At 68.2% G+C, this 19,020-nt stretch carries 16 protein-coding genes; 14 read left to right on the forward strand and 2 right to left on the reverse strand.

The window, feature by feature from the left end:
• Positions 1-6: 6 nt before the first annotated feature.
• From ACIQ67_RS01970 to ACIQ67_RS02030, 13 genes are all read left to right on the forward strand, one after another.
• Positions 7-1,302: a sensor histidine kinase gene (locus ACIQ67_RS01970; protein WP_397532669.1), complete on the forward strand. Its 1,296-nt coding sequence runs from the start codon at positions 7-9 to the stop codon at positions 1,300-1,302.
• A 184-nt stretch (positions 1,303-1,486) separates the two neighbouring features.
• A complete protein-coding gene (locus tag ACIQ67_RS01975; protein WP_397532670.1) occupies positions 1,487-4,309 on the forward strand; it encodes a TonB-dependent receptor in 2,823 nt (940 codons plus the stop codon).
• A gap of 80 nt (positions 4,310-4,389) precedes the next feature.
• A complete protein-coding gene (locus ACIQ67_RS01980; RefSeq protein WP_397532671.1) occupies positions 4,390-5,280 on the forward strand; it encodes an N-acetylmuramic acid 6-phosphate etherase in 891 nt (296 codons plus the stop codon).
• A 136-nt stretch (positions 5,281-5,416) separates the two neighbouring features.
• Complete coding sequence (locus tag ACIQ67_RS01985) at positions 5,417-6,721, forward strand: MFS transporter (protein WP_397532672.1); 1,305 nt, start codon at positions 5,417-5,419, stop codon at positions 6,719-6,721.
• Complete coding sequence (locus tag ACIQ67_RS01990) at positions 6,718-7,854, forward strand: acyltransferase family protein (protein ID WP_397532673.1); 1,137 nt, start codon at positions 6,718-6,720, stop codon at positions 7,852-7,854. Before ACIQ67_RS01985 ends, ACIQ67_RS01990 begins: the two co-directional genes overlap by 4 nt.
• Positions 7,836-9,389 (forward strand): glycoside hydrolase family 10 protein, encoded by a 1,554-nt coding sequence (locus ACIQ67_RS01995; RefSeq protein WP_397532674.1) that lies wholly within the window; start codon positions 7,836-7,838, stop codon positions 9,387-9,389. Before ACIQ67_RS01990 ends, ACIQ67_RS01995 begins: the two co-directional genes overlap by 19 nt.
• A 25-nt stretch (positions 9,390-9,414) precedes the next feature.
• Complete coding sequence (locus ACIQ67_RS02000; RefSeq protein WP_397532675.1) at positions 9,415-10,368, forward strand: N-acetylglucosamine kinase; 954 nt, start codon at positions 9,415-9,417, stop codon at positions 10,366-10,368.
• Positions 10,365-11,243, forward strand: coding sequence for an N-acetylmuramoyl-L-alanine amidase (locus ACIQ67_RS02005; protein ID WP_397532676.1), 879 nt, complete (start codon positions 10,365-10,367; stop codon positions 11,241-11,243). The genes ACIQ67_RS02000 and ACIQ67_RS02005 overlap by 4 nt, the downstream gene beginning before the upstream one ends.
• Positions 11,244-11,281: 38 nt before the next feature.
• On the forward strand, positions 11,282-12,244 hold the full coding sequence (speB, locus tag ACIQ67_RS02010; RefSeq protein ID WP_397532677.1) for an agmatinase: 963 nt from the start codon (positions 11,282-11,284) through the stop codon (positions 12,242-12,244).
• A gap of 413 nt (positions 12,245-12,657) precedes the next feature.
• Positions 12,658-13,539 carry a hypothetical protein gene (locus ACIQ67_RS02015; protein ID WP_397532678.1) on the forward strand — a complete coding sequence of 294 codons (882 nt, stop codon included), beginning with the start codon at positions 12,658-12,660 and terminating at the stop codon, positions 13,537-13,539.
• Between the two features lie 277 nt (positions 13,540-13,816).
• Positions 13,817-14,575, forward strand: a complete 759-nt coding sequence (locus ACIQ67_RS02020) for a class II aldolase/adducin family protein (RefSeq protein ID WP_397532679.1) — start codon at positions 13,817-13,819, stop codon at positions 14,573-14,575.
• Positions 14,576-14,726: 151 nt separating this feature from the next.
• Complete coding sequence (locus ACIQ67_RS02025) at positions 14,727-15,626, forward strand: LysR family transcriptional regulator (protein ID WP_397532680.1); 900 nt, start codon at positions 14,727-14,729, stop codon at positions 15,624-15,626.
• On the forward strand, positions 15,626-16,228 hold the full coding sequence (locus tag ACIQ67_RS02030; RefSeq protein WP_397532710.1) for a M15 family metallopeptidase: 603 nt from the start codon (positions 15,626-15,628) through the stop codon (positions 16,226-16,228). The genes ACIQ67_RS02025 and ACIQ67_RS02030 overlap by 1 nt, the downstream gene beginning before the upstream one ends.
• A gap of 5 nt (positions 16,229-16,233) precedes the next feature.
• On the opposite strand, the gene ACIQ67_RS02035 is transcribed toward ACIQ67_RS02030, so the two are convergent.
• Positions 16,234-17,076 carry a hypothetical protein gene (locus ACIQ67_RS02035; RefSeq protein ID WP_397532681.1) on the reverse strand — a complete coding sequence of 281 codons (843 nt, stop codon included), beginning with the start codon at positions 17,074-17,076 and terminating at the stop codon, positions 16,234-16,236.
• Between the two features lie 71 nt (positions 17,077-17,147).
• Between ACIQ67_RS02035 and ACIQ67_RS02040 the strand changes: the two genes are divergently transcribed.
• Positions 17,148-18,188 carry an LD-carboxypeptidase gene (locus ACIQ67_RS02040; RefSeq protein ID WP_397532682.1) on the forward strand — a complete coding sequence of 347 codons (1,041 nt, stop codon included), beginning with the start codon at positions 17,148-17,150 and terminating at the stop codon, positions 18,186-18,188.
• Positions 18,189-18,209: 21 nt separating this feature from the next.
• Here ACIQ67_RS02040 and ACIQ67_RS02045 read toward each other — a convergent pair whose 3' ends face one another.
• Positions 18,210-18,989, reverse strand: coding sequence for a substrate-binding periplasmic protein (locus ACIQ67_RS02045; RefSeq protein WP_397532683.1), 780 nt, complete (start codon positions 18,987-18,989; stop codon positions 18,210-18,212).
• Positions 18,990-19,020 lie beyond the last annotated feature (31 nt).

Below are 19,020 nucleotides of genomic sequence, written 5' to 3' on the forward strand. Positions count from 1 at the left end.
ACCCACATGCAAGCCCTGCCCTCCATCCGCACCCGCCTGGCCCATGCACTGCTGGGCTGGTCGCTGCTGTTCAGCTTGAGCATTGCGCTGGCGGTCTGGCTGGCGGCGCGGCATGAAGCGGACGAGCTGCTGGACGACAGCCTGCTGGCCTCGGCCGAGGTGCTGAGCAGCGTGCTGCGTCCGCTGGCGGAAGCCCCGGTGCCGCAACAGCTGGAAGCGCCGCTGGCGGCGATGCAAACCAATGGCGGACACCGCTTCGCCTGGCAACTGGTGGACACCGATGCGCGGGTGCTGCTGCGCTCGGCCGGCGCGCCCGACCTGGCCTGGCGCGTGACCCCTGAGAACGGCTTCAGCGATCCGCCCGGCTGGCATGTGCACGCCACGCCGCTAGGCCCGGCGGGACGCATGCTCTATGTGGCGCAATCCCGTGACGAGCGCGACGAGGCCGCGATGGAAGTGACACTCAGCACGGTGCTGGCCGCGCTGGCAGTGGCGCTGCTGGGCCATGTGTGGCTGCGCGCCAAGGTCAACCATGAGCTGGCGCCGCTGCAGGCCTTGTCGGAACGCCTGGCCAGCCACGATCCCTTGCAGCAAGGCGCCAGCCTCGGGCCGGCGGCGCGCCTGGAGTTGCAGCCCATGCACGAGGCCATCGATGCGCTCGGCCGGCGCCTGGCCCGGCGCCTGGGCAGCGAGCGTGCCTTCTCGGCTCATGCGGCGCATGCCCTGCGCACACCGCTGGCCGGCATCGATGTGCAGCTGGCCGTGGCCTTGCGCGAGGCCCCCGCGTCGCTGCAACCGCGTCTTCAGCGCGTTCGTGAAGCCGCCCACCGGCTGCAACGCGTGGTGTCGGCGCTGCTGAGCCTGTTCCGCAGCAGCGATGAGCCAAAGCCCCAGACACTGGCGCTGGCCGCCTTGTGCAGCCGTCTGCATGTGGAAGGCCTGCAGCTGCAGGTCGAAGCCGGGGCGCTGCTGCGGGCTGATCCCGATCTGCTGGCGGCGGCCTTGCTGAACCTGCTGGACAACGCGCTGCGCCATGGCGCCCGGCAGGTGCACATCAGCCTGCCAGCGCCCCAGACCCTGCGCCTGCTTGACGATGGCCGCGGCTGCAGCCAGGAGCAGCGCGAGGCCTTGCGTCGCGGCTTGCTGGCACAGCGCCAGGGCGGCAGCGAGCCGGTGGATCCGGCCCAGGGCCTGAGCGGATTGGGCCTGCTGCTGGCCGATCTGGTGGCCCGCGCGCATGGCGGCGGGCTGGATCTTCCCGAGGTCGAACAGGGTTTCGCGGTCGAGCTGCGTCTGGCCTGAGGCGAGGCCGAAAGCCGCCGCGCGATGCGGCGTGCCGCCGATGCGCCCGAAGCCCGGCGCATAACCCCCAGGCATGGTTGATGACCATACCGCAATGCACGGATCAGGCCGATTGGCGGGACAGTACCACCTGCATACCGCCTGCCCGGCTGGCGCAGCAACAAGACCCATACCCGGAGACCCCATGCAAGCTCGCTTCAAGATCCATCCCGTAGCCCTGGCCAGCGCCCTGGCACTCCTGTCCGTCCACCCGGCCGTGCTGGCGCAGACGGCCGCGCCGGCCAAGCCCAAGCAGCAGCTCGACACGGTGGAAGTCACCGGCATCCGGGCCTCGCTGCAGCGCTCGATCGATGCCAAGAAGCAGGCCGACACCAACGTCGAGGTGATCAGCGCCGAGGACGTGGGCAAGATGCCGGACAAGAACGTGGGCGATGCGCTGAGCCGCGTGCCGGGCGTCAATGTGCAGGCCGGCAATGCGCTGGCGATGGACGAGGCCGAGCGCGTGGCGATCCGCAGCGTGCCGCCCAGCCTGAACCTGTTCACAGTGAACGGCCACGCGATCAGCTCGGGCGACTGGCACATCTCGGACCAGGCCTCCTCCACCCGCAGCGTCAGCTTCGCCTTGCTGCCCTCGCAGCTGATCGGGCAGGTGACGGTGTTCAAGAACGGCCAGGCCGATGCCATCGAAGGCGGCATCTCCGGCAGCGTGGACATGAAGCTGCGCAAGCCGCTGGATTTCCGCAAGCCGCTGGTGGGCGAGGCCTCGCTGGGCGCGGTCTATTCGGATCGCGCCGGCAAGCTGGACCCGCAGCTCAGCGGCCTGATCTCCTGGCAGAACCAGGAGCGCAATCTGGGCGTGCTGGTGCAGGGCTTCTCCGAAAAGCGCCACATCCAGCGTGATGCGGCCGAGACCTTCTCGCGCGGCTTCTTCAGCCAGGCCGGCGCCACCGCGTCCGGCGACCCGGCGCTGCTGAATGTACGCTTCCCGGCCAACTTCAATGCCGCCAGCTTCCAGGGCGTGCGCGAGCGCAAGGGCGCTTACCTGGGCGTGCAGCTGCGCCCCACCAAGAACACCGACCTACACCTGAGCGCCTTCAGCGCGCGCCTGGACGCCGAGAACTTCAACAAGGCGCCCTATGTCACCGTCAGCGGCATGATCGGCACGCTGGGCACCGGCGCCTACCGGGTCAGCGATGCCAAGGTGGTGGACGGCGTGCTGACCGAAGCCACGCTGACCCGCCCGACCGGCAGCACCACCCAGACCCAGGGCCTGATGGTGGACCAGCTGCTGCGCGATGGCGCGCACTCCACCAGCCAGTTCCTCGACCTGGAAGGCGAGCACCGTTTCTCGGACAGCTTCAAGATCAAGGGCCGCATCGGCACCACGCGCGGCGACGGCGTCACCGAAGCCCAGCCCTATATCAAGCTGGGCCTGATCAACCCGCATCAGTTCAAGTACAAGATCTTCCCGGACAAAGCGCCCGAGTACGCCTTCTACGACGCCGCGGGCAAGCAGATCGACCTCTCGGACATCAAGAACTACCAGCTGGTGCAGGAACGCACCAATGCGCCCAAGTCGCTGGACAAGGAAGACTATCTGCACCTGGACGGCGAGCAGCGCGTCGACTGGGGCCCGCTGAACCTGTTGAAGTTCGGCCTGCGCGCCACCCAGCACCAGCGCGACTTCTCGCAGAACCTGATCTATTGGAAGGCCGAGCGCGATGGTGGCTTCAGCCAGATCGGCCTGAGCTCGGGCAACAGCCTGCCGCTGATCAACGGTGTGGCGCCCACGCTGCCCACACCGGCCGGCAGCTTCCCGTCCGGACAGGGCAACGGCCTTGGTGGCAACTACCCGACCGCCTACCCCTTCTTCTCGGCCGAGCAGATTCGCGCCTTCAACGCACAGTTCCTCTACCAGGACCCTGCCAACATCAACTGGACTGGCGCCTACACGATCAAGGAGGCCAACCAGGCGGCCTATCTGATGAGCGAGTTCGAGACCGGCAAGTGGAGCGGCAATCTGGGCGTGCGCGGTGTCAGCACCAAGGTCACCTCGATCAGCTACCAGCGCCTGGGCGCCTTCGGCTGCGAAGCCACCACACCGCGCTGCCGCGTTGATGGCGCCTTCACCACCAATGCCCAGGTCAACGGCGTGTTCCTGCCCCAGGTGGTGGAGACCACGCACCGCGTCTTCCTGCCCAGCTTGAATGCGCGCTACCAGTTCAGCCGCGACCTGATCGGCCGCTTCAGCATCAACCGCACCATGGGCCGTCCCAACTACGGCGAGCTGGCCGGCGCCGTCAGCCTGACCAACGAGGACATCAGCAAGGGCCCGCTGACCGCCACCGCCACCGGCAACCCGGCGCTCAAGCCGACCGTGTCCAACAACATCGACGTGTCGCTGGGCTGGTACTTCGCTCCGCGCGCCTTCGTGTCGGGCGGCCTGTTCCAGCAAAACATGAAGGACTACGCTGGCCGCGGCCGCGCCAATCTGCCGCTGTTCAACCCGCTGACCAACAAAGTGGAGAGCTTCGACACCTCGACCCGGGTCGGCGTGGATGCCCGCGTCAAGGGCTTCGAGATCGCGGGCGAACTGCCGGTCGGTGCGGGCTTCGGCATCGGCGCCAACTACACCTATGTAGACGCCGAGGACGACAGCTTCACGCCCGCCCAGCCCATGGTCGGCAGCTCCAAGCACACCTACAACCTGGTGGGCTTCTACGAGACGCAGCGTTACTCGGTGCGCCTGGCCTGGAACCACCGCTCGCCCTTCCAGTGGGTGCAGGTGGCCGCGGCGCCGTTCAATGTGCAGCGCTGGGCAGATTCGGTCGGCACGCTGTCGGCCTCGGTGAACTTCAAGCTCACTGACACGCTGAGCCTGAGCCTGGACGGCAACAACCTGAACAACCCGCGCCGCAAGTACTACCACGACGGGCTGGAGCAGCTGCCCCAGGGCTACTTCATGTCCGGCCGCCAGTACTACCTGAACCTGCGCGCGAAGTTCTGATTCGCCAAGGCCCCGAAGCGGAGCCGCCCATGCCCGGCGGCCCCGCCTGTATCCTCACTGTGACTGCTACCTAGCCTCCCATGCTGAAGACCGAAACCCCCAGCGAGCGCGATACCGAACTCGACCAGTACGACAGCGCCCGGCTGCTGAGCGTGCTGATCGACGATCAGCTGGGTGCGGTGGCGGCAGTGCGCCGCGCGCTGCCCGCGCTGACAAAGGCGGTGGATGCGGCACTGCCGCGCATCGAGGCCGGCGGGCGCCTGCTGTATGCCGGCGCCGGCACCTCGGGCCGGCTGGGCGTGCTGGACAGCGTCGAGCTGCATCCCACCTTCTCCTGGCCACGCGAGCGCGCGGTGGCGGTGCTGGCCGGCGGTGAATCGGCGATGTTCGTGGCGGTCGAAGGTGCCGAAGACGACGAGACCCAGGGCGCGGCCGATGTGCAGGCGCTGCAGCCCGGCCCGAGCGATGTGCTTTTGGCGCTGGCCGCTTCGGGCGGCACGCCCTATGTGCTGGGCGCCTTGCACGCGGCCCGCACCGCCGGTGCGCTGGCCATCGGCTTTGCCAACAACGCCGACGCGCCGGTGCTGGCCGCGGCCGAGATCGGTGTGCTCCTGGACACCGGGGCCGAGGTGATCTCGGGCAGCACGCGGCTGAAGGCCGGCAGCGCGCAGAAGATGGCGCTGAACAGCTTTTCCAGCGCGCTGATGGTGCGGCTGGGCAAGGTCTACGGCAATCTGATGGTCGACCTGAAGGCCACCAACGCCAAGCTGGTGCGGCGTGCGGTGGCGCTGACCATGCGCGCCGCCGAAGTGGACGAGGCGCAGGCCCGCGCGGTGCTGGAGCAGTGCGGCTATCACGTCAAGACCGCGGTGGTCGCGCTGCGCCTGGGCGTGGATGTGGCCAGCGCCACGCAAGCCCTGACGCTGGCCGGCGGCCGGGTGCGCGCCGCACTGGCGGCGCGGGCCGAGTGAAAACCCGGCCCGGCTGCGCGCTCGCCGGGCCTGACAAGGGGCCGAGAATGCGCGCCACACACCCAACATCCGTGAGCGCACCGGCCACCGGCCAGGCGCCCACCGCCCAACCTCCGAGCAGCAGGCCCACACCCGCATGAGCGAGCACCTCCCGACACCGCAGACCCGCAACCCCTGGGCCTGGATTCCCAGCCTCTATTTCGGCCAGGCCATGCCGTACCTGGTCGTCATGACGCTGTCGGTGATCATGTACAAGAACCTCGAGGTCTCCAACACCGAGATCGCGCTCTACACCAGCTGGCTCTACCTGCCCTGGGTGATCAAGCCGCTTTGGTCGCCGCTGATCGAGATCTTCGGCACCAAGCGGCGCTGGATCACCGTGCTGCAGTTCCTGGTGGGTGCCAGCCTGGCGCTGGTGGCCTTGTCGGTGCCGGCGCCCAAGTTCTTCCAGCTGACGCTGGCGATGTTCTGGCTGATGGCCTTTGCCTCGGCCTCGCATGACATCGCGGCAGACGGCTTCTACATGCTGGCGCTCAAGACGCACCAGCAGGCGGCCTTCGTCGGCGTGCGCTCCACCTTCTACCGCCTGGCCAATATCGGCGGCCAGGGCGGCCTGGTCTATCTGGCTGGCGAGCTGCAGGAACGCACCGGCAGCATGACGACGGCCTGGAGCATCGTGTTCTTCATCCTGGCCGGCTTCTTCGTCGCGATGGCGGCCTATCACCAGTGGGCCCTGCCCAGGCCCGCAGCGGACACGCCGCCTAGCCCGACCGGGCAGCACTGGCTGGCTGAGTTCCTGGCCGTGTTCGCGGCCTTCTTCCGCAAGCCGGGCATCATGGTGTTCCTGGCTTTTCTGCTGCTGTACCGCTTCCCGGAAGCGCAGCTGCTGAAGCTGGCCACGCCCTTTCTGCTGGACAAGCTTGAGGCCGGCGGCCTGGCACTGACGACCAAGCAGCTGGGCATCGCCTACGGCACGGTGGGGCTGAGCGCGCTGACCCTGGGCGGGCTGCTGGGCGGCTGGGTCATCTCGCGCATCGGCCTGGGCAGGGCGCTGTGGCCCATGGTGCTGGCCATCAATGTCCCCAATATCGTCTACGTGATGATGGCGGCATGGCCGACCGACAACCTGTGGCTGATCAGCGCAGCCATCGCGTTCGAGCAGTTTGGCTACGGCCTGGGCTTCGCCGCCTACCTGCTGGTGATGATCTACGTCGCTGAAGGTGAGCACAAGACGGCGCACTACGCGATCTGCACCGGCTTCATGGCGCTGGGCATGATGCTGCCCGGCATGTGGAGCGGCTGGCTGCAGGAGCAGCTGGGCTATCTGAACTTCTTCATCTGGGTGCTGATCGCCACGGTGCCCTCGTTTGCCGTGGCCGCGCTGATCAAGGTGCCGGCCGAGTTCGGCAAGAAGACCGATGAGGAGGCCGAGGCCCGATGAACGCCCGCGTGCTGTCACTGGATGCCTTCCGCGGTTTCACGATCGCGGCCATGCTGCTGGTCAACAACCCGGGCAGCTGGAGCCACATGTATGGCCCGTTGGCCCATGCGCCCTGGCATGGCTGGACCTTCACCGACTGGATCTTTCCCTTCTTCGTCTTCATCAGCGGCATGGCTATGCCCATCAGCCTGGGCCGCCGCGCGGCGATGGGCGACGACAAGCTGAGGCTGCTGGCGCAGACCGCCCGCCGCGCCGCCACCATCATCGCGATCGGCCTGCTGCTGAACTGGATTCCGGCCTTCGACCTGGCCGAGCTGCGCATTCCCGGCGTGCTGCAACGCCTGGGCCTGTGCACGCTACTGGCCGCCCCCATCGTGCTGTGGTGGGGCTGGCGCGGCCAGCTAGTCTGGGCGCTGGGCCTTCTCGCCGCCTATGCAGCGGCCATGCTGCTGATCCCGGTGCCGGGTGCGGATGGCATCGTGCGCACGGGCGCGCTGCTGCCGGGCCAGGACCTGGGCGCCTTCATCGACCGCGCGCTGCTGGGCGAAGCCCATCTGTGGAAACAGGCCAAGACCTGGGACCCCGAGGGCCTGCTGTCCACCGTGCCGGCCGTCGCCACCCAGCTCTTCGGCGTGCTGGCCGGCCAGTGGCTGCTGAGCCGCCGCGAGCCAGGCGAGAAGGCGATGTGGTTCATGGTGTCAGGTCTTGCCTGCCTGTGGATCGGCCAGTTGCTGGATGCCTGGCTGATGCCGATCAACAAGAACCTGTGGACGCCGTCCTATGTGTTCGCGATGGCAGGCTGGGCGCAGCTGGTGTTCGCCTGCTGCTACTGGCTGCTGGATGCGATGCCGCTTCCGCTGGCGCGTGCCCGCATGGCGCAGCTGGCCAAGCCGCTTCTGGTGTTCGGCATGAACGCGCTGTTCATCTTTGCGCTCTCGGGCCTGGTGGCCAAGCTGCTGGGCAGCGTCAAGCCCGACGGCCAGCACTCGCTGAAGGCCCTGCTCTATGCGCCAATCCAGCAGCTGGGTCTGGCGCCGGTGAACGCCTCGCTGCTGTATGCGCTGGGATTCTTGTCTGCCATGTATGTCGTGGCCTGGGTGATGTGGAAGAAGCAATGGTTCATCAAAGTCTGAATGCGCGCCGGCGCCGCCTGCTGCTGGCCGGTGGTGCGGGCGCCGCGCTGTCGGCCTGCAGCAGCCTGACGCTGCTGCCGGAAGCGGCGCCCGCGCTGCGGCCAGCGCCCGAGCTGCTGGACGGCGTGCCGGCCGCGCCGCGCGAGTTCCGCGCCGCCTGGGTGGCCACGGTGGCCAATATCGACTGGCCCAGCAAACCGGGCCTGCCGGCCGAACAGCAGCAGGCCGAGATGCGCGCGATGCTGGACCAAGCGGTGGCGCTCAAGCTCAACGCCATCGTGCTGCAGATCCGCACCAGCGCCGATGCGCTGTATGAGTCGGCGCTGGAGCCCTGGAGCGAATTTCTCAGCGGCGTGCAGGGGCAGTCGCCCGGCTACGACCCGCTGGCCCTGTGGATCAGCGAGGCGCATGCGCGCGGCCTGGAGCTGCATGCCTGGTTCAACCCCTTCCGCGCCCGCCCCAGCGCCGCCAAGTCGGGCCCGGCGCCCAGCCACCTGAGCCAGACCCAGCCCGCCTGGGTCAAGCGCTATGGCGACCAGCTGTGGATCGACCCCGGCGAAGCCGATGCCGCCACGCACACGCTGGCGGTGTTCGCCGATGTGCTGCGCCGCTATGACGTGGACGGCATTCACATCGACGACTACTTCTACCCCTACCCGGTGCAGGACCCGGCCAGCAAGGCCGAGATCGACTTCCCCGACGATCCTGCTTGGCAGCGCTATCTGCAGGGCGGCGGCACGCTCGGCCGCGCCGACTGGCGGCGCCGCAATGTCGATGAGCTGGTGCGCCGCCTGCACGCGCAGATCCGCCAGATCAAGCCCTGGGTGCGCTTCGGCATCAGCCCCTTCGGCCTGGGCAAGCCGGCGCTGCGGCCGCCCGGCATTGCCGGCTTCAGCCAGTACGACAAGCTCTATGCCGACGTCGAGCGCTGGCTCAGCGAAGGCTGGATGGACTATCTGGCGCCCCAGCTCTACTGGCCGCGCGCGCAGACGCCGCAGGCCTTTGCGCCGCTGCTGGACTATTGGCGCGCGCAGAACCCTCAGGGCCGCCATGTCTGGGCGGGCCTGTTCACCAGCCGCATCACCGACAAGCCGGAGAGCTGGCCGATCGAGGAGATCGAGGCGCAGATCGCACTGGTGCGCGAGAAGGCGCCCGGCAGCGGCCATCTGCACTTCAGCATGGTGGCGCTGACGCAGAACCGCCGTGGCATCGCGGACGCGCTGAAAGCCAAGGCCTACGCCGAGCCTGCCCTGGTGCCGGCCACACCGTGGCTGGAAGCCGATGCGCCCGCCGCCGCGCAGCTGGCCGTGGCCCGTGAGGGTCAGGTCTTGCGCCTCACGCTGCAGCCCGGTGCCGGCAGCAAGCCGGTGACCCGCTATGCGCTGTGGCTGCGCCGCGGCGGCGCCTGGCAGTTCCATGCGCCAGCGGGCGAAGAGCTGCGCGTGGCGAGCGAAGGCGTGGATGCGGTGCTCGTCAGCGCGCTGGACCGCGTCGGCAACGAAGGGCCACGCACGGCCTATCTCCTGCCAACCTGAGCACGGCACGCCCGGCCGCCCCATCATGCTGACCGCTGCTCGCCCGGACTCACGCCTGCCTCGGCCCCATCGGCCAGGCCTGGGCCTGGACGCCGGCGGCACGCAAACCCGCTGGGCGCTCAGCGACGCCGACGGGCAGTTGGTCGCCGAGGGCTCGGTGCCCGGCATCAGCGGCCTGCAACTGGCCAGCGGAGCCGGCCGTGTGCAGTTGGCGCAGACCAGCCAGCTGCTGGCTGAAGCCGTGCTGCCCCATGGCCGGCCTGGCGCGCTGTATGGCGGCATCACCGGCCTGGGCGAAGCCAGCGCGGGCCTGGCGATGGCCGAGCAGCTGGCCAACGCGCTGGGCATCGCGCCGCGGCTGGCGCATTGCGGCAGCGATATGGACATTGCCTACCGCGCCGCTTTCGAGCCGGGCGAGGGCTATCTGGTCTATGCCGGCACCGGCGCGATTGCTGCCTTCATCGATGCGCAGGGCGACATGCAGCGCGCCGGCGGACGCGGCCCCATCCTGGGCGACGAGGGCAGCGGCTACTGGATCGCGCGCGAGGCGCTGGCTGCCGTGTGGCGGGCCGAGGACGAAGCGCCGGACAGCTGGCCGCAGTCGGCCCTGGCCCGCCACCTGTTTGCAGCCCTGGGCGGCAGCGACTGGGCCAGCAGCCGCGCCTTCGTCTATGGCGGCGAGCGTGGCGCCATCGGCCAGCTGGCGCTGGCGGTGGCCGCGGCGGCGCATGAGGGCGATGCCCAGGCCCAGGCCCTGCTGCGGCGCGCCGGCCAGGAATTGGCACGGCTGCCGCTGGCGCTGGCGCGGCGCTTCGGCCCGCGCCCGGTGGTGGCCGCCGGCCGCGCGCTGCTGCTGCACCCCTTGATCCATGAGGGCTTGGCCGCGGCGCTGGCCCCGCTGGGCATAGAGTTGCGCCTGCAACAACTGGAACCCCACAAGACCGCCGCCCAGCTGGCAGCGCGACGCTCATCACCATGACGACGACCATGACCCAGACACGCCTCTCCCTCACCGCCGTGCTGGCTGGCCTGCTGGCGCTCAGCGGCTGCGCCACCGGCCCTGATGTGCTGCGCATCAACACCCGCTACACCTCGGAGAACCAGGACAGCCGTGCGCAGTTCCTGGTGCTGCACTACACGGTGCTGGACCATGAAAAGTCGCTCAAGGTGCTGACCACCGGCGGCCGCGTCAGCAGCCACTATCTGGTGCGCGACCAGCCGGTGGAGACCTATTTGCTGGTGGACGAGAATCGCCGCGCCTGGCATGCCGGCCCCAGCTTCTGGGCCGGGCACAGCAACCTCAATGCCGCCTCGATCGGCATCGAGATCGTCAACGCCGGGTTTGTGGACACGCCGAACGGCCGCGTCTACGCGCCCTTCCCGCAGGCGCAGATCGACGAGGTGATCAAGCTCAGCCGCGACATCGTGGCGCGGCACCAGATCAAGCCTGAGCGCATCGTCGGCCATGCCGACATCGCACCCGGCCGCAAGCAGGACCCCGGCCCCAACTTCCCCTGGCGCCAGTTTCACGAGGCCGGCCTGATCGCCTGGCCCGAAGCCACCCAGGTGGCCGTGCGCCGCGCCATCTACGAAACCGGCCCGCTGCCCGACACCGCCTGGGTGCAGGCCCGGCTCTCGCAGGTGGGCTACAACGTGCCGCGCCATGGCGAACTGGACGCGCTGACCCGCGAGGTGATCAGCACCTTCCAGATGAAGTACCGGCCCAGCAATATCGACGGCAAGCTCGACGCCGAAACCGCCGCGCTGCTGGACGTGGCCACCACCCAAGGCGGCATGGTGATGAGCAAGAATGCACCCACCACGCCGGTGCGGCCGTACACCTCGCGCTGGTAAGCCACAGCAACACCCGCGCTTCGAGAGCAGCCCCAGCCATGAGCAGTTTCGCCTTCCTCAGCAACAGCCAGTTCATGAAGGTGCCGGCTGCCGGCGCCGCCACCGACGCCGCACCTCGCCCCTATGGCGTGGCCGGCATCGCCTGGGACGGCTGCGTCACCAACCGGCCCGGCGCGCGTTTCGGCCCGCGCGCAATCCGCGAAGCCAGCCACATGCTGTGCGACGGCACGCATCCGCTGTTCGACTGCACGCCCGAGGAGCTGCTGTCCGATCACGGCGACCTGCCGCTGCCCAACACCAGCCTGAAGGACATGCGCGCCGCGATGGCGCCGCTGATCGCCCCGCTGATCGCCCGCCAGCACATGGCCTGGCTGGGCGGTGACCACTCGATCACGCTGCCGCTGCTGCGCGCCTACAAGGCGCACTTCGGCCAGCCGCTGGCGGTGATCCATTTCGACGCGCACTGCGACACCTGGGTGGACCACTTCGGCGAGGAAAGCGGCCACGGCACCTGGGTCTATGAGGCGATCCAGGAAGGCCTGGTCATCAAGGAATGCTTTGTGCAGCTGGGCATCCGCTCGGCCGGCGAGCGCGCCGCGCGCGACTATGTGCGCGACCAGGGCGGGCTGATCTTCGACGCCCGCAGCCTGCGCGGCCTGGAGAGCGCCGCGCAGCTGGCACCGGTGCTGGACGAGATACAAGCGCGCATGGCCGCGCATGGCCACCCGCCGCTGTACCTGAGCCTGGACATCGACTGCCTGGACCCGGCCTTCGCCCCCGGCACTGGCACGCCCGAGCCCGGCGGCATGAGCACCAACCAGGTGCTGAGCATTCTGGAAGAACTCTCGCCCGCGCTGAACTTCGTCGGCATGGACTGCGTGGAGGTGGCACCGCCTTATGACCACGCGGAACTGACGAGTTATGCGGCCGCCCAGTTTGTGTGGACGTATCTGTGCGGGCGGATGGTGGCGCAGGCCACCGGCCGCGCAGGCAGGGCCTGAGGCTGCCAAGCCCGCACAAGGTCGCGTCATCAGCTGGTAGGTTGGAGTGAGCCCCGCGAACTCCAACGCGACGCAATGCCGCGCCCCTGCATTCAATCATTCATTCGCCAACATTCCCGCCCGCATCCAGCATCGCCTTGCCGCACAAAGACCGTTGGAGTTCGCGGGGCTCACTCCAACCTACTGGGCTTTATCGCTGGCCACGGTACTTGTCCTCATTCTGAGGTGGGTCTACAGCACGCCGAACCACGGCACGCCCACCGATGCACATTCCGCCACAATCCGTAGGCGAGGCGTCAGTCTTAGATGCTGAACTCGGAATCTCTCGGGGTACAACGCCAACACCTTATTCGCCAAATTCTGTGGACAGCTTTCCAGGACCCCAAGGGGCACGCTCGCATTTCACAGCGCCATTGAATCGCCGACAGAGTTTGCGGCGCCTGCTACAAGCGGCATGCCTGCCTGCGCTCTACAGCGCCGCGCCTGTGGGCGCCGAGCCCGAACGGGAGACGCTGTTTTCCGCCGGGCCAGCCGATGTGCTCGCCGACTTTCAGCGCTTTCTGGGCTCGCGTGATCCGCTGAGCATCACGGATTTCGGCGGGCCTCATTCACGCCGCGATGTGGCAGAAGTCCTGCTCTTGCATCAGGCCTTGCATGCCGGGGGGTGGACTCAGAGCCTGCACTTCCTGAACATGCCCACCGGCGAACGCCTGCTGCGCGAGATCGGCTCGGGGCGTGCCATCTGCAGCGCGACCAGTTACTGGAGTGAAGACATCATCGGCGCGGAATCCAACCTGAGCTTGAGTTCACCCGTGCTGAACCAGGGAGAGTTTGAGGTGGGTCTCTACACCCTACCCTCCAATCGGCAGGCTCTGGCCGCCAAGAACCTGGAGGACTTGCAAGGCCTGCGCGTGCTGTCCAATCGCAACTGGGTGGTGGATTGGCGCACCCTCGACCGCCTGGGTTTCGAGCGAAGGCAGCACGTCACCAATTGGGAGCTGATGCCCAAAATGCTGGCGGCTGGACGGGCCGACTGTTTGCTGGCCCCCTTCCAGCCCACGGCCGACTTGTCTTTGAAAGTAGGCGAGGTGAGCATGGTTCCGATTCCAGGCATCAAGATTGGCATGCAAGGCACGCGGCACTACCTGATCTCGCGCCAGGATCCGCGCCAGCAAGAGCTGAAAACAGCGCTGGATGCCGGCCTGCAGTTGCTGCGCCAGCAAGGCCGAATCCGCAAGGCCTATACCCAGTCGGGCTTCTTCAACCCCAAGGTCTCGCAATGGCAGCGGCTTTGAAAATGGGCCACCTACCAGGGCGCGCCGGACGATCCAGCTTCAGCTCGTAGGTTGGAGTGAGCCCCGCGAACTCCAACGCTCCCCCAATGCCGCGCCCAGGCATTCAATCATTCATTCGCCAACATTCCCGCCCGCATCAAGCGTCGCCTTGCGGCACAAAGATTGTTGGAGTTCGCGGGGCTCACTCCAACCTACCGGGCTGTCGCCAAAATTGCAGCCCCGCCGGCAGAGCACGCCTACATTCGGCTGATCCATCCCATTCGACAGGAGCCCGCCGATGAACAGTCCGACCCTGAAAAACCAGGTCTCCCCCGAGGAATGGCAGCTGCGCGTCGACCTGGCCGCGGCCTACCGCCTGGTGGCGCTGTATGGCTGGAGCGATCTGATCTTCACGCACATCAGCGCGCGCATCCCGGGGCCTGAGCACCATTTCCTGATCAACCCCTACGGGCTGATGTTCGACGAGATCACTGCATCCAGCCTGATCCGCGTCGACCAGGGCTGCAACAAGCTGCATGACAGCCCGTACCCGGTGAACCCGGCCGGCTTCGTGATCCATTCGGCCATCCATGAAGCGCGAGAGGACGCCGGCTGCGTGCTGCACACGCACACCCGCGCCGGCGTGGCGGTGGCGGCGCAGCGCGGCGGCGTGCTGCCGATCTCGCAGCAGAGCACCTTTGTGCTGGCCTCACTGGCCTATCACGACTACCAGGGCGTGGCCTTCCGCCCCGAGGAGAAGCCCAGCCTGCAGGCGGATCTGGGCGACAAGAATTTCCTGTGCCTGCGCAACCACGGCCTGCTGACCGTGGGGCACAGCATCGCCGATGCCTTCCTGTCCATGTACGTGTTCGAGGGCGCCTGCCAGATCCAGGTGGCGGCACAGGCTGGCGGGGCAGAGCTGATCGCGGTGAACCCGGCCATCGTCACCGGCACCGCGCAGGCGATGAAGGTGCAGACCGGCGGCATGGGCGGCGCCTTCGCCTGGCCGGCCCTGCTGCGCAAGCTGGACCGGCTGGACCCGGGCTTTCGCGACTAGGGCCCGTTCTCGCTGCGGCATACTGGCCAGGCCATAAGGCAAGGTTATGCGTGGGTCAGGACTTCTCAGTTGCGGGCCAGGCCCCGCGCTCTGAACAATCGGCCCTCCGCCGCACCAGCGCTCGTGGGGCCTAGTCCCCCTGTCCGACACCATGCGCCTGCGTCATATCGAAGTCTTCCATGCGGTCATGCAGGCCGGCACCATCAGCGGTGCCGCGCAGCTGCTGCACATCTCGCAGCCGGCCGTCACCAAGGTGCTGCAGCACTGCGAGCTGCAGCTGGGCATGCCGCTGTTCGACCGCGTGCGCGGCAAGCTCTATCCCACACCTGAGGCCGAGCGCCTTTTCGTCGAGATCGACAAGCTCAACCGAGATCTGGTGTCGATACGCCGCCTGGCCGCCAGCCTGCGCAGCGGCGAGAGCGAGCAGCTGCGCCTGATGGCCACGCCGACGCTGGGCACGGCCGTGATTCCGGCCGCGATGACGCCCTGGACCCGTGCCTTCCCGAACAGCCACTGCCAGCTGTCCACCAACCACACGCGCGAGATCGTCTCGGCCCTGCTGCTGGGCGAAGCCGATCTGGCGTTGTCGCTGCAGGACCCGCGCCACCCCGGCATCAAGGTCGAGACCCTGGCCAGCGGCCCGATGATGGCGCTGTGCCCGCTGGGCAGCCCCGAGGCGCGCGGCGAAGGGCCTCTGCCGCTGGATCAGATCGAAACCGAGCTGGTGGCGATGGCTGCGGACGATCCGCTCGGCAATATGGTGGCCAATGCCGCCGAGGCGCAGGGCGCCAAGCCGGCGAGCCGCATCACCGTGCAGACCTACCAGCTGGCGCGCACCCTGGTGGAAGCCGGCGTGGGCATGACGGTGGTCGACCCCTTCACCGCCGCCAGCGCCGACCGCAGCCGCGTGCGCCTGCGCCCGCTGGCGCCGATGATTCCGGTGCAGCTGTATCTGCTGACCGCCGCTAATGCGCCGCTGGCGCAGACAGCGCGCCGCCTGGTGCGCTATCTGAGCGAAGCCGCCAAGAAGAACCTGGAGAGCCTGACGTGATGATTGACTGCGAGGACGTGCCTCGCCACCCCGACTTCCGCGCGCTGGGCGGCCTGGTCGGCGTCGAGGTGGATCTGCGCTACGCCACGCGCGACAACTTCGTCGGCCGTGCCATCTACGGTGGCCTGGACTGCAGCTACCTGCGCCGTGAAGCGGCCGATGCGCTGGAGAATGCCGCCGCCTGGCTGGCCTCACACCGCCAGGGTTACCGCCTGCTGGTGCTGGATGCCTTGCGCCCGCAGCGCGTGCAGGAACTCTTGTGGGACGAGCTGCAGGGCACGCCGCTGACGCTGTATCTGGCCCACCCCGAGCGCGGCTCCATCCACAGCTTCGGCATGGCGGTGGATGTGACGCTGCTCAACGCGGCCGGGCACGAGGTGGACATGGGCACCGGCTTTGACGAGATGAGCCTGCCCTCGCACCCCGACCACGAGGCCGAGCATCTGGCCCTGGGCCTGCTGACGGCCGAGCATCTGCGGGAGCGCGGCTGGCTGCGCGCGGCGATGCGCCAGGCCGGATTCGACGGCATCAAGACCGAGTGGTGGCACTTTGACTTCGGCGACCGTGTAGCGGTGCGGCGCGATCTGCCGCGAGTGCTGTGACGCAATCAGCTGTCCTGCAGGGCGGACAGGGGGCAGCTCAGCGGCTTGGCCCGCAGCGCGTTGCCCTGCTTGCACATTTCCACCCAGAAGCGATGCACGAAGTCGCGGTGCCGGCGATGGAAGTGAGCAGTGGCCGCCGCGTAGTAACGCTCGCTGAGCACGGCCGGCGTCAGCTTGACCAGGCCGGCCACGCTCGGGTCCTGGCGCGCGATGCGCTGGTCGACATAGGCTGTGGGCAGCAGCACCGCCGCGCTTCGTCGAGCCAGGGCCTTTCGCAGCGCCGTCTCGTGGTTGGCCGCCGGTTCCAGGGGCCAGCCTCGCGAGGCGACAACGGCAGCCATCACCGTGTTCGCCGCTCCACCTATCGACTGGCCGGCCTTCAGCTTGAGCCGGTTGCCATCCCATTCGGGTGGGTCATCGGCACGTGCATAGAGGAACAACTCCTGCCAGGCGACGCTCAAGTCGGCCTGCGGGCTCGACGGGGCCGCCGGCATGCGCAAAAGCTCGGCCAGCGGCGAGCTCTGGGCAACGCCCAGCAACAGATCGAAACCCTGGCCCTCGTTCGGCGCCAGATGCGCAATCCGCCCTGGAGGCAGGCGCTCGAAGCTGGCTCGAGACGTGCACTCCAGCCGCTGCAAAGCATTGCGCGTCCACTCGACGAACAAGCCGGGCGGCTCCGGGATGGCTTGACCGACACCGCGGAAAAATGGCTCGGCCGCCGCGTCGATGTAGACCACGCGGATGCGCTCGGGACATTCCGGCTGCGCACCCGCCAGCGGCGTGTGCAGTGTCAGGAGCAGTGGAAGAGCGAGAGGAAGAACGAGACTTCTCACAGCGGGGCTGGGCATGCCTGCAAGTCTGCACGAAAGTGCCTCGTGCTCACAAGCTGCACCCTGCCGCAAAAAAGGGACTGTCACCAATGAAGCTGAATCGCCGCCAACTCGCCCAGGCCATGGGCCTGGGCACGGTCATGGGCCTTGCCAACACACCGGCTGTGGCTGCGCGCACGCCCATGCTGCTGCCGCGCCGCCTGCAGCCCGGCGACACGCTGGCCCTGGTCAGTCCGGCCAAGGCCACCTTCGAGCGCGAGCCCTATGCCATCGCCACCGAGGCGCTGCAAGCCCTGGGCTTCAAGGTGCGCGAGGCGCCGAATCTGCGCGCACGCTGGGGCAAGTTCGGCGGCACCGATGAGCAGCGCGCCGCTGACCTCAATGCCATGTTCGCCGACGACTCGGTCGACGGCATCGTGGCGATGACGGGCGGCTCGGGCTGCAACCGCATCGTCGACAAGCTGGACTACCGCCTGATCGCCGCCAAGCCCAAGTACTTTGGCGGCTTCTCCGACATCACCTGCCTGATCAATGCGATGCAGCGCCAGACCGGCCTGGTGACCTTTCATGCGCCGGTGGCTGAATCGGAGTGGAACGCCTTCTCGGTGGCGCACTGGCGCGCGCTGGTGATGCAGGGCCAGGCGCCGCTGCTGAAGAACCCCACGGGCGAGCGCGGCGACAACCTGGTGCAGAAGGACGACCGCATCACGACGCTGCGCGGCGGCCGCGCGCGCGGCATCCTGGTGGGCGGCAATCTGGCGGTGCTGAGCTCGCTGGCCGGCACGCCCTATTTCCCCGACTGCCGCGGCGCCATCCTCTTTCTCGAAGAGATCAACGAGTACATCTACCGCGTCGAGCGCATGCTGTCGACGCTGCGCCTGTGCGGCGCGCTGGGCCAGCTCAGCGGCGTGGTGATCGGCAAGTTCACCAAATGCGAACCCGGCGACGGCTTTGCCAGCCACACACTGGACGAGGTGTTCGACGACTACTTCCTGCCGCTGAATGTGCCCGTCTACCGCGGCGCGATGATCGGCCATATCCGCCGCAAGTTCACCATTCCGGTGGGCGCCCTGGCCGAGATCGACGCCGACGCCGGCACGCTGCAGATCCTGCAGCCCGTGGTGCGCTGAAGCCCAGCCCGGGCAGGCAGATCAATGGCGGCTGCAGGCCGAGGCGGGCAGCGCGTAGGGCTTGAGCAAGGCCGCGGTGCGGCCGCTGCGGCACAAGGCGCCCAACTCGGCGTCGAAGCGCCGCGCTTCTTCGGCCGTAAAGCGGCTGCGGCCCAGCCCGAAGCTGTACGAGAACTGCTTGACCGTGCCCGCTGCCTGGAGGCCTGCAATGCTCTCGTCGCGAATCAGTTCCAGCGCCACGGCCTCATTGACCAGCGCCAGACCCTCGCGCCCGTAGCGCCCGGCCGCCAGTTTGCGCAGCACCGTGGTGTTGTCGGGCTCGACGGACTTGTTCACCTGCGGCACGCCGGCCATCAGTTCATCCAGCGCAAGGGCTGAGCCCGAGGGGCCGTAGACGCCGATCGTCCGACCCTTGAGTTGCCGGCGATCCGCGCCCAGGCGAAAGTCATCGCCCGCCTGGGCAAACAAGGTGTAGCGCGCATCGATGACGGGCGCTGAGACATGGAAGTGCTGCCGGCGCTCAGCCGTGCTGCTGACGGTGAAGATGCCGTGGACCTCGCCGCGCTCGGCCATCGCCAGCGCGCGGCGCCAGGGCAGCACCTCGATCTGGCAGGCACGCTTGAGCTGCGCACAGACGGCCCGCAGCACGTCCACCATCGGCCCCGCCGCCTGGCCCTGGCTGGCATAGGTGTAGGGCGGGAAGGGCTCGGTGACGAAATTCAGCGGCGCTGCGGCCCCTGCGGCCACCGCCTTGCCGAAAAAAACGACCCCGAACACAAGACTCGCAACACCCTTGCGCATCGATGCTCCCTGCCTGCCACTTGGCGTCGGA

It is taken from the genome of Roseateles sp. (assembly GCF_044373315.1).
Classification (GTDB): domain Bacteria; phylum Pseudomonadota; class Gammaproteobacteria; order Burkholderiales; family Burkholderiaceae_C; genus JACDQM01.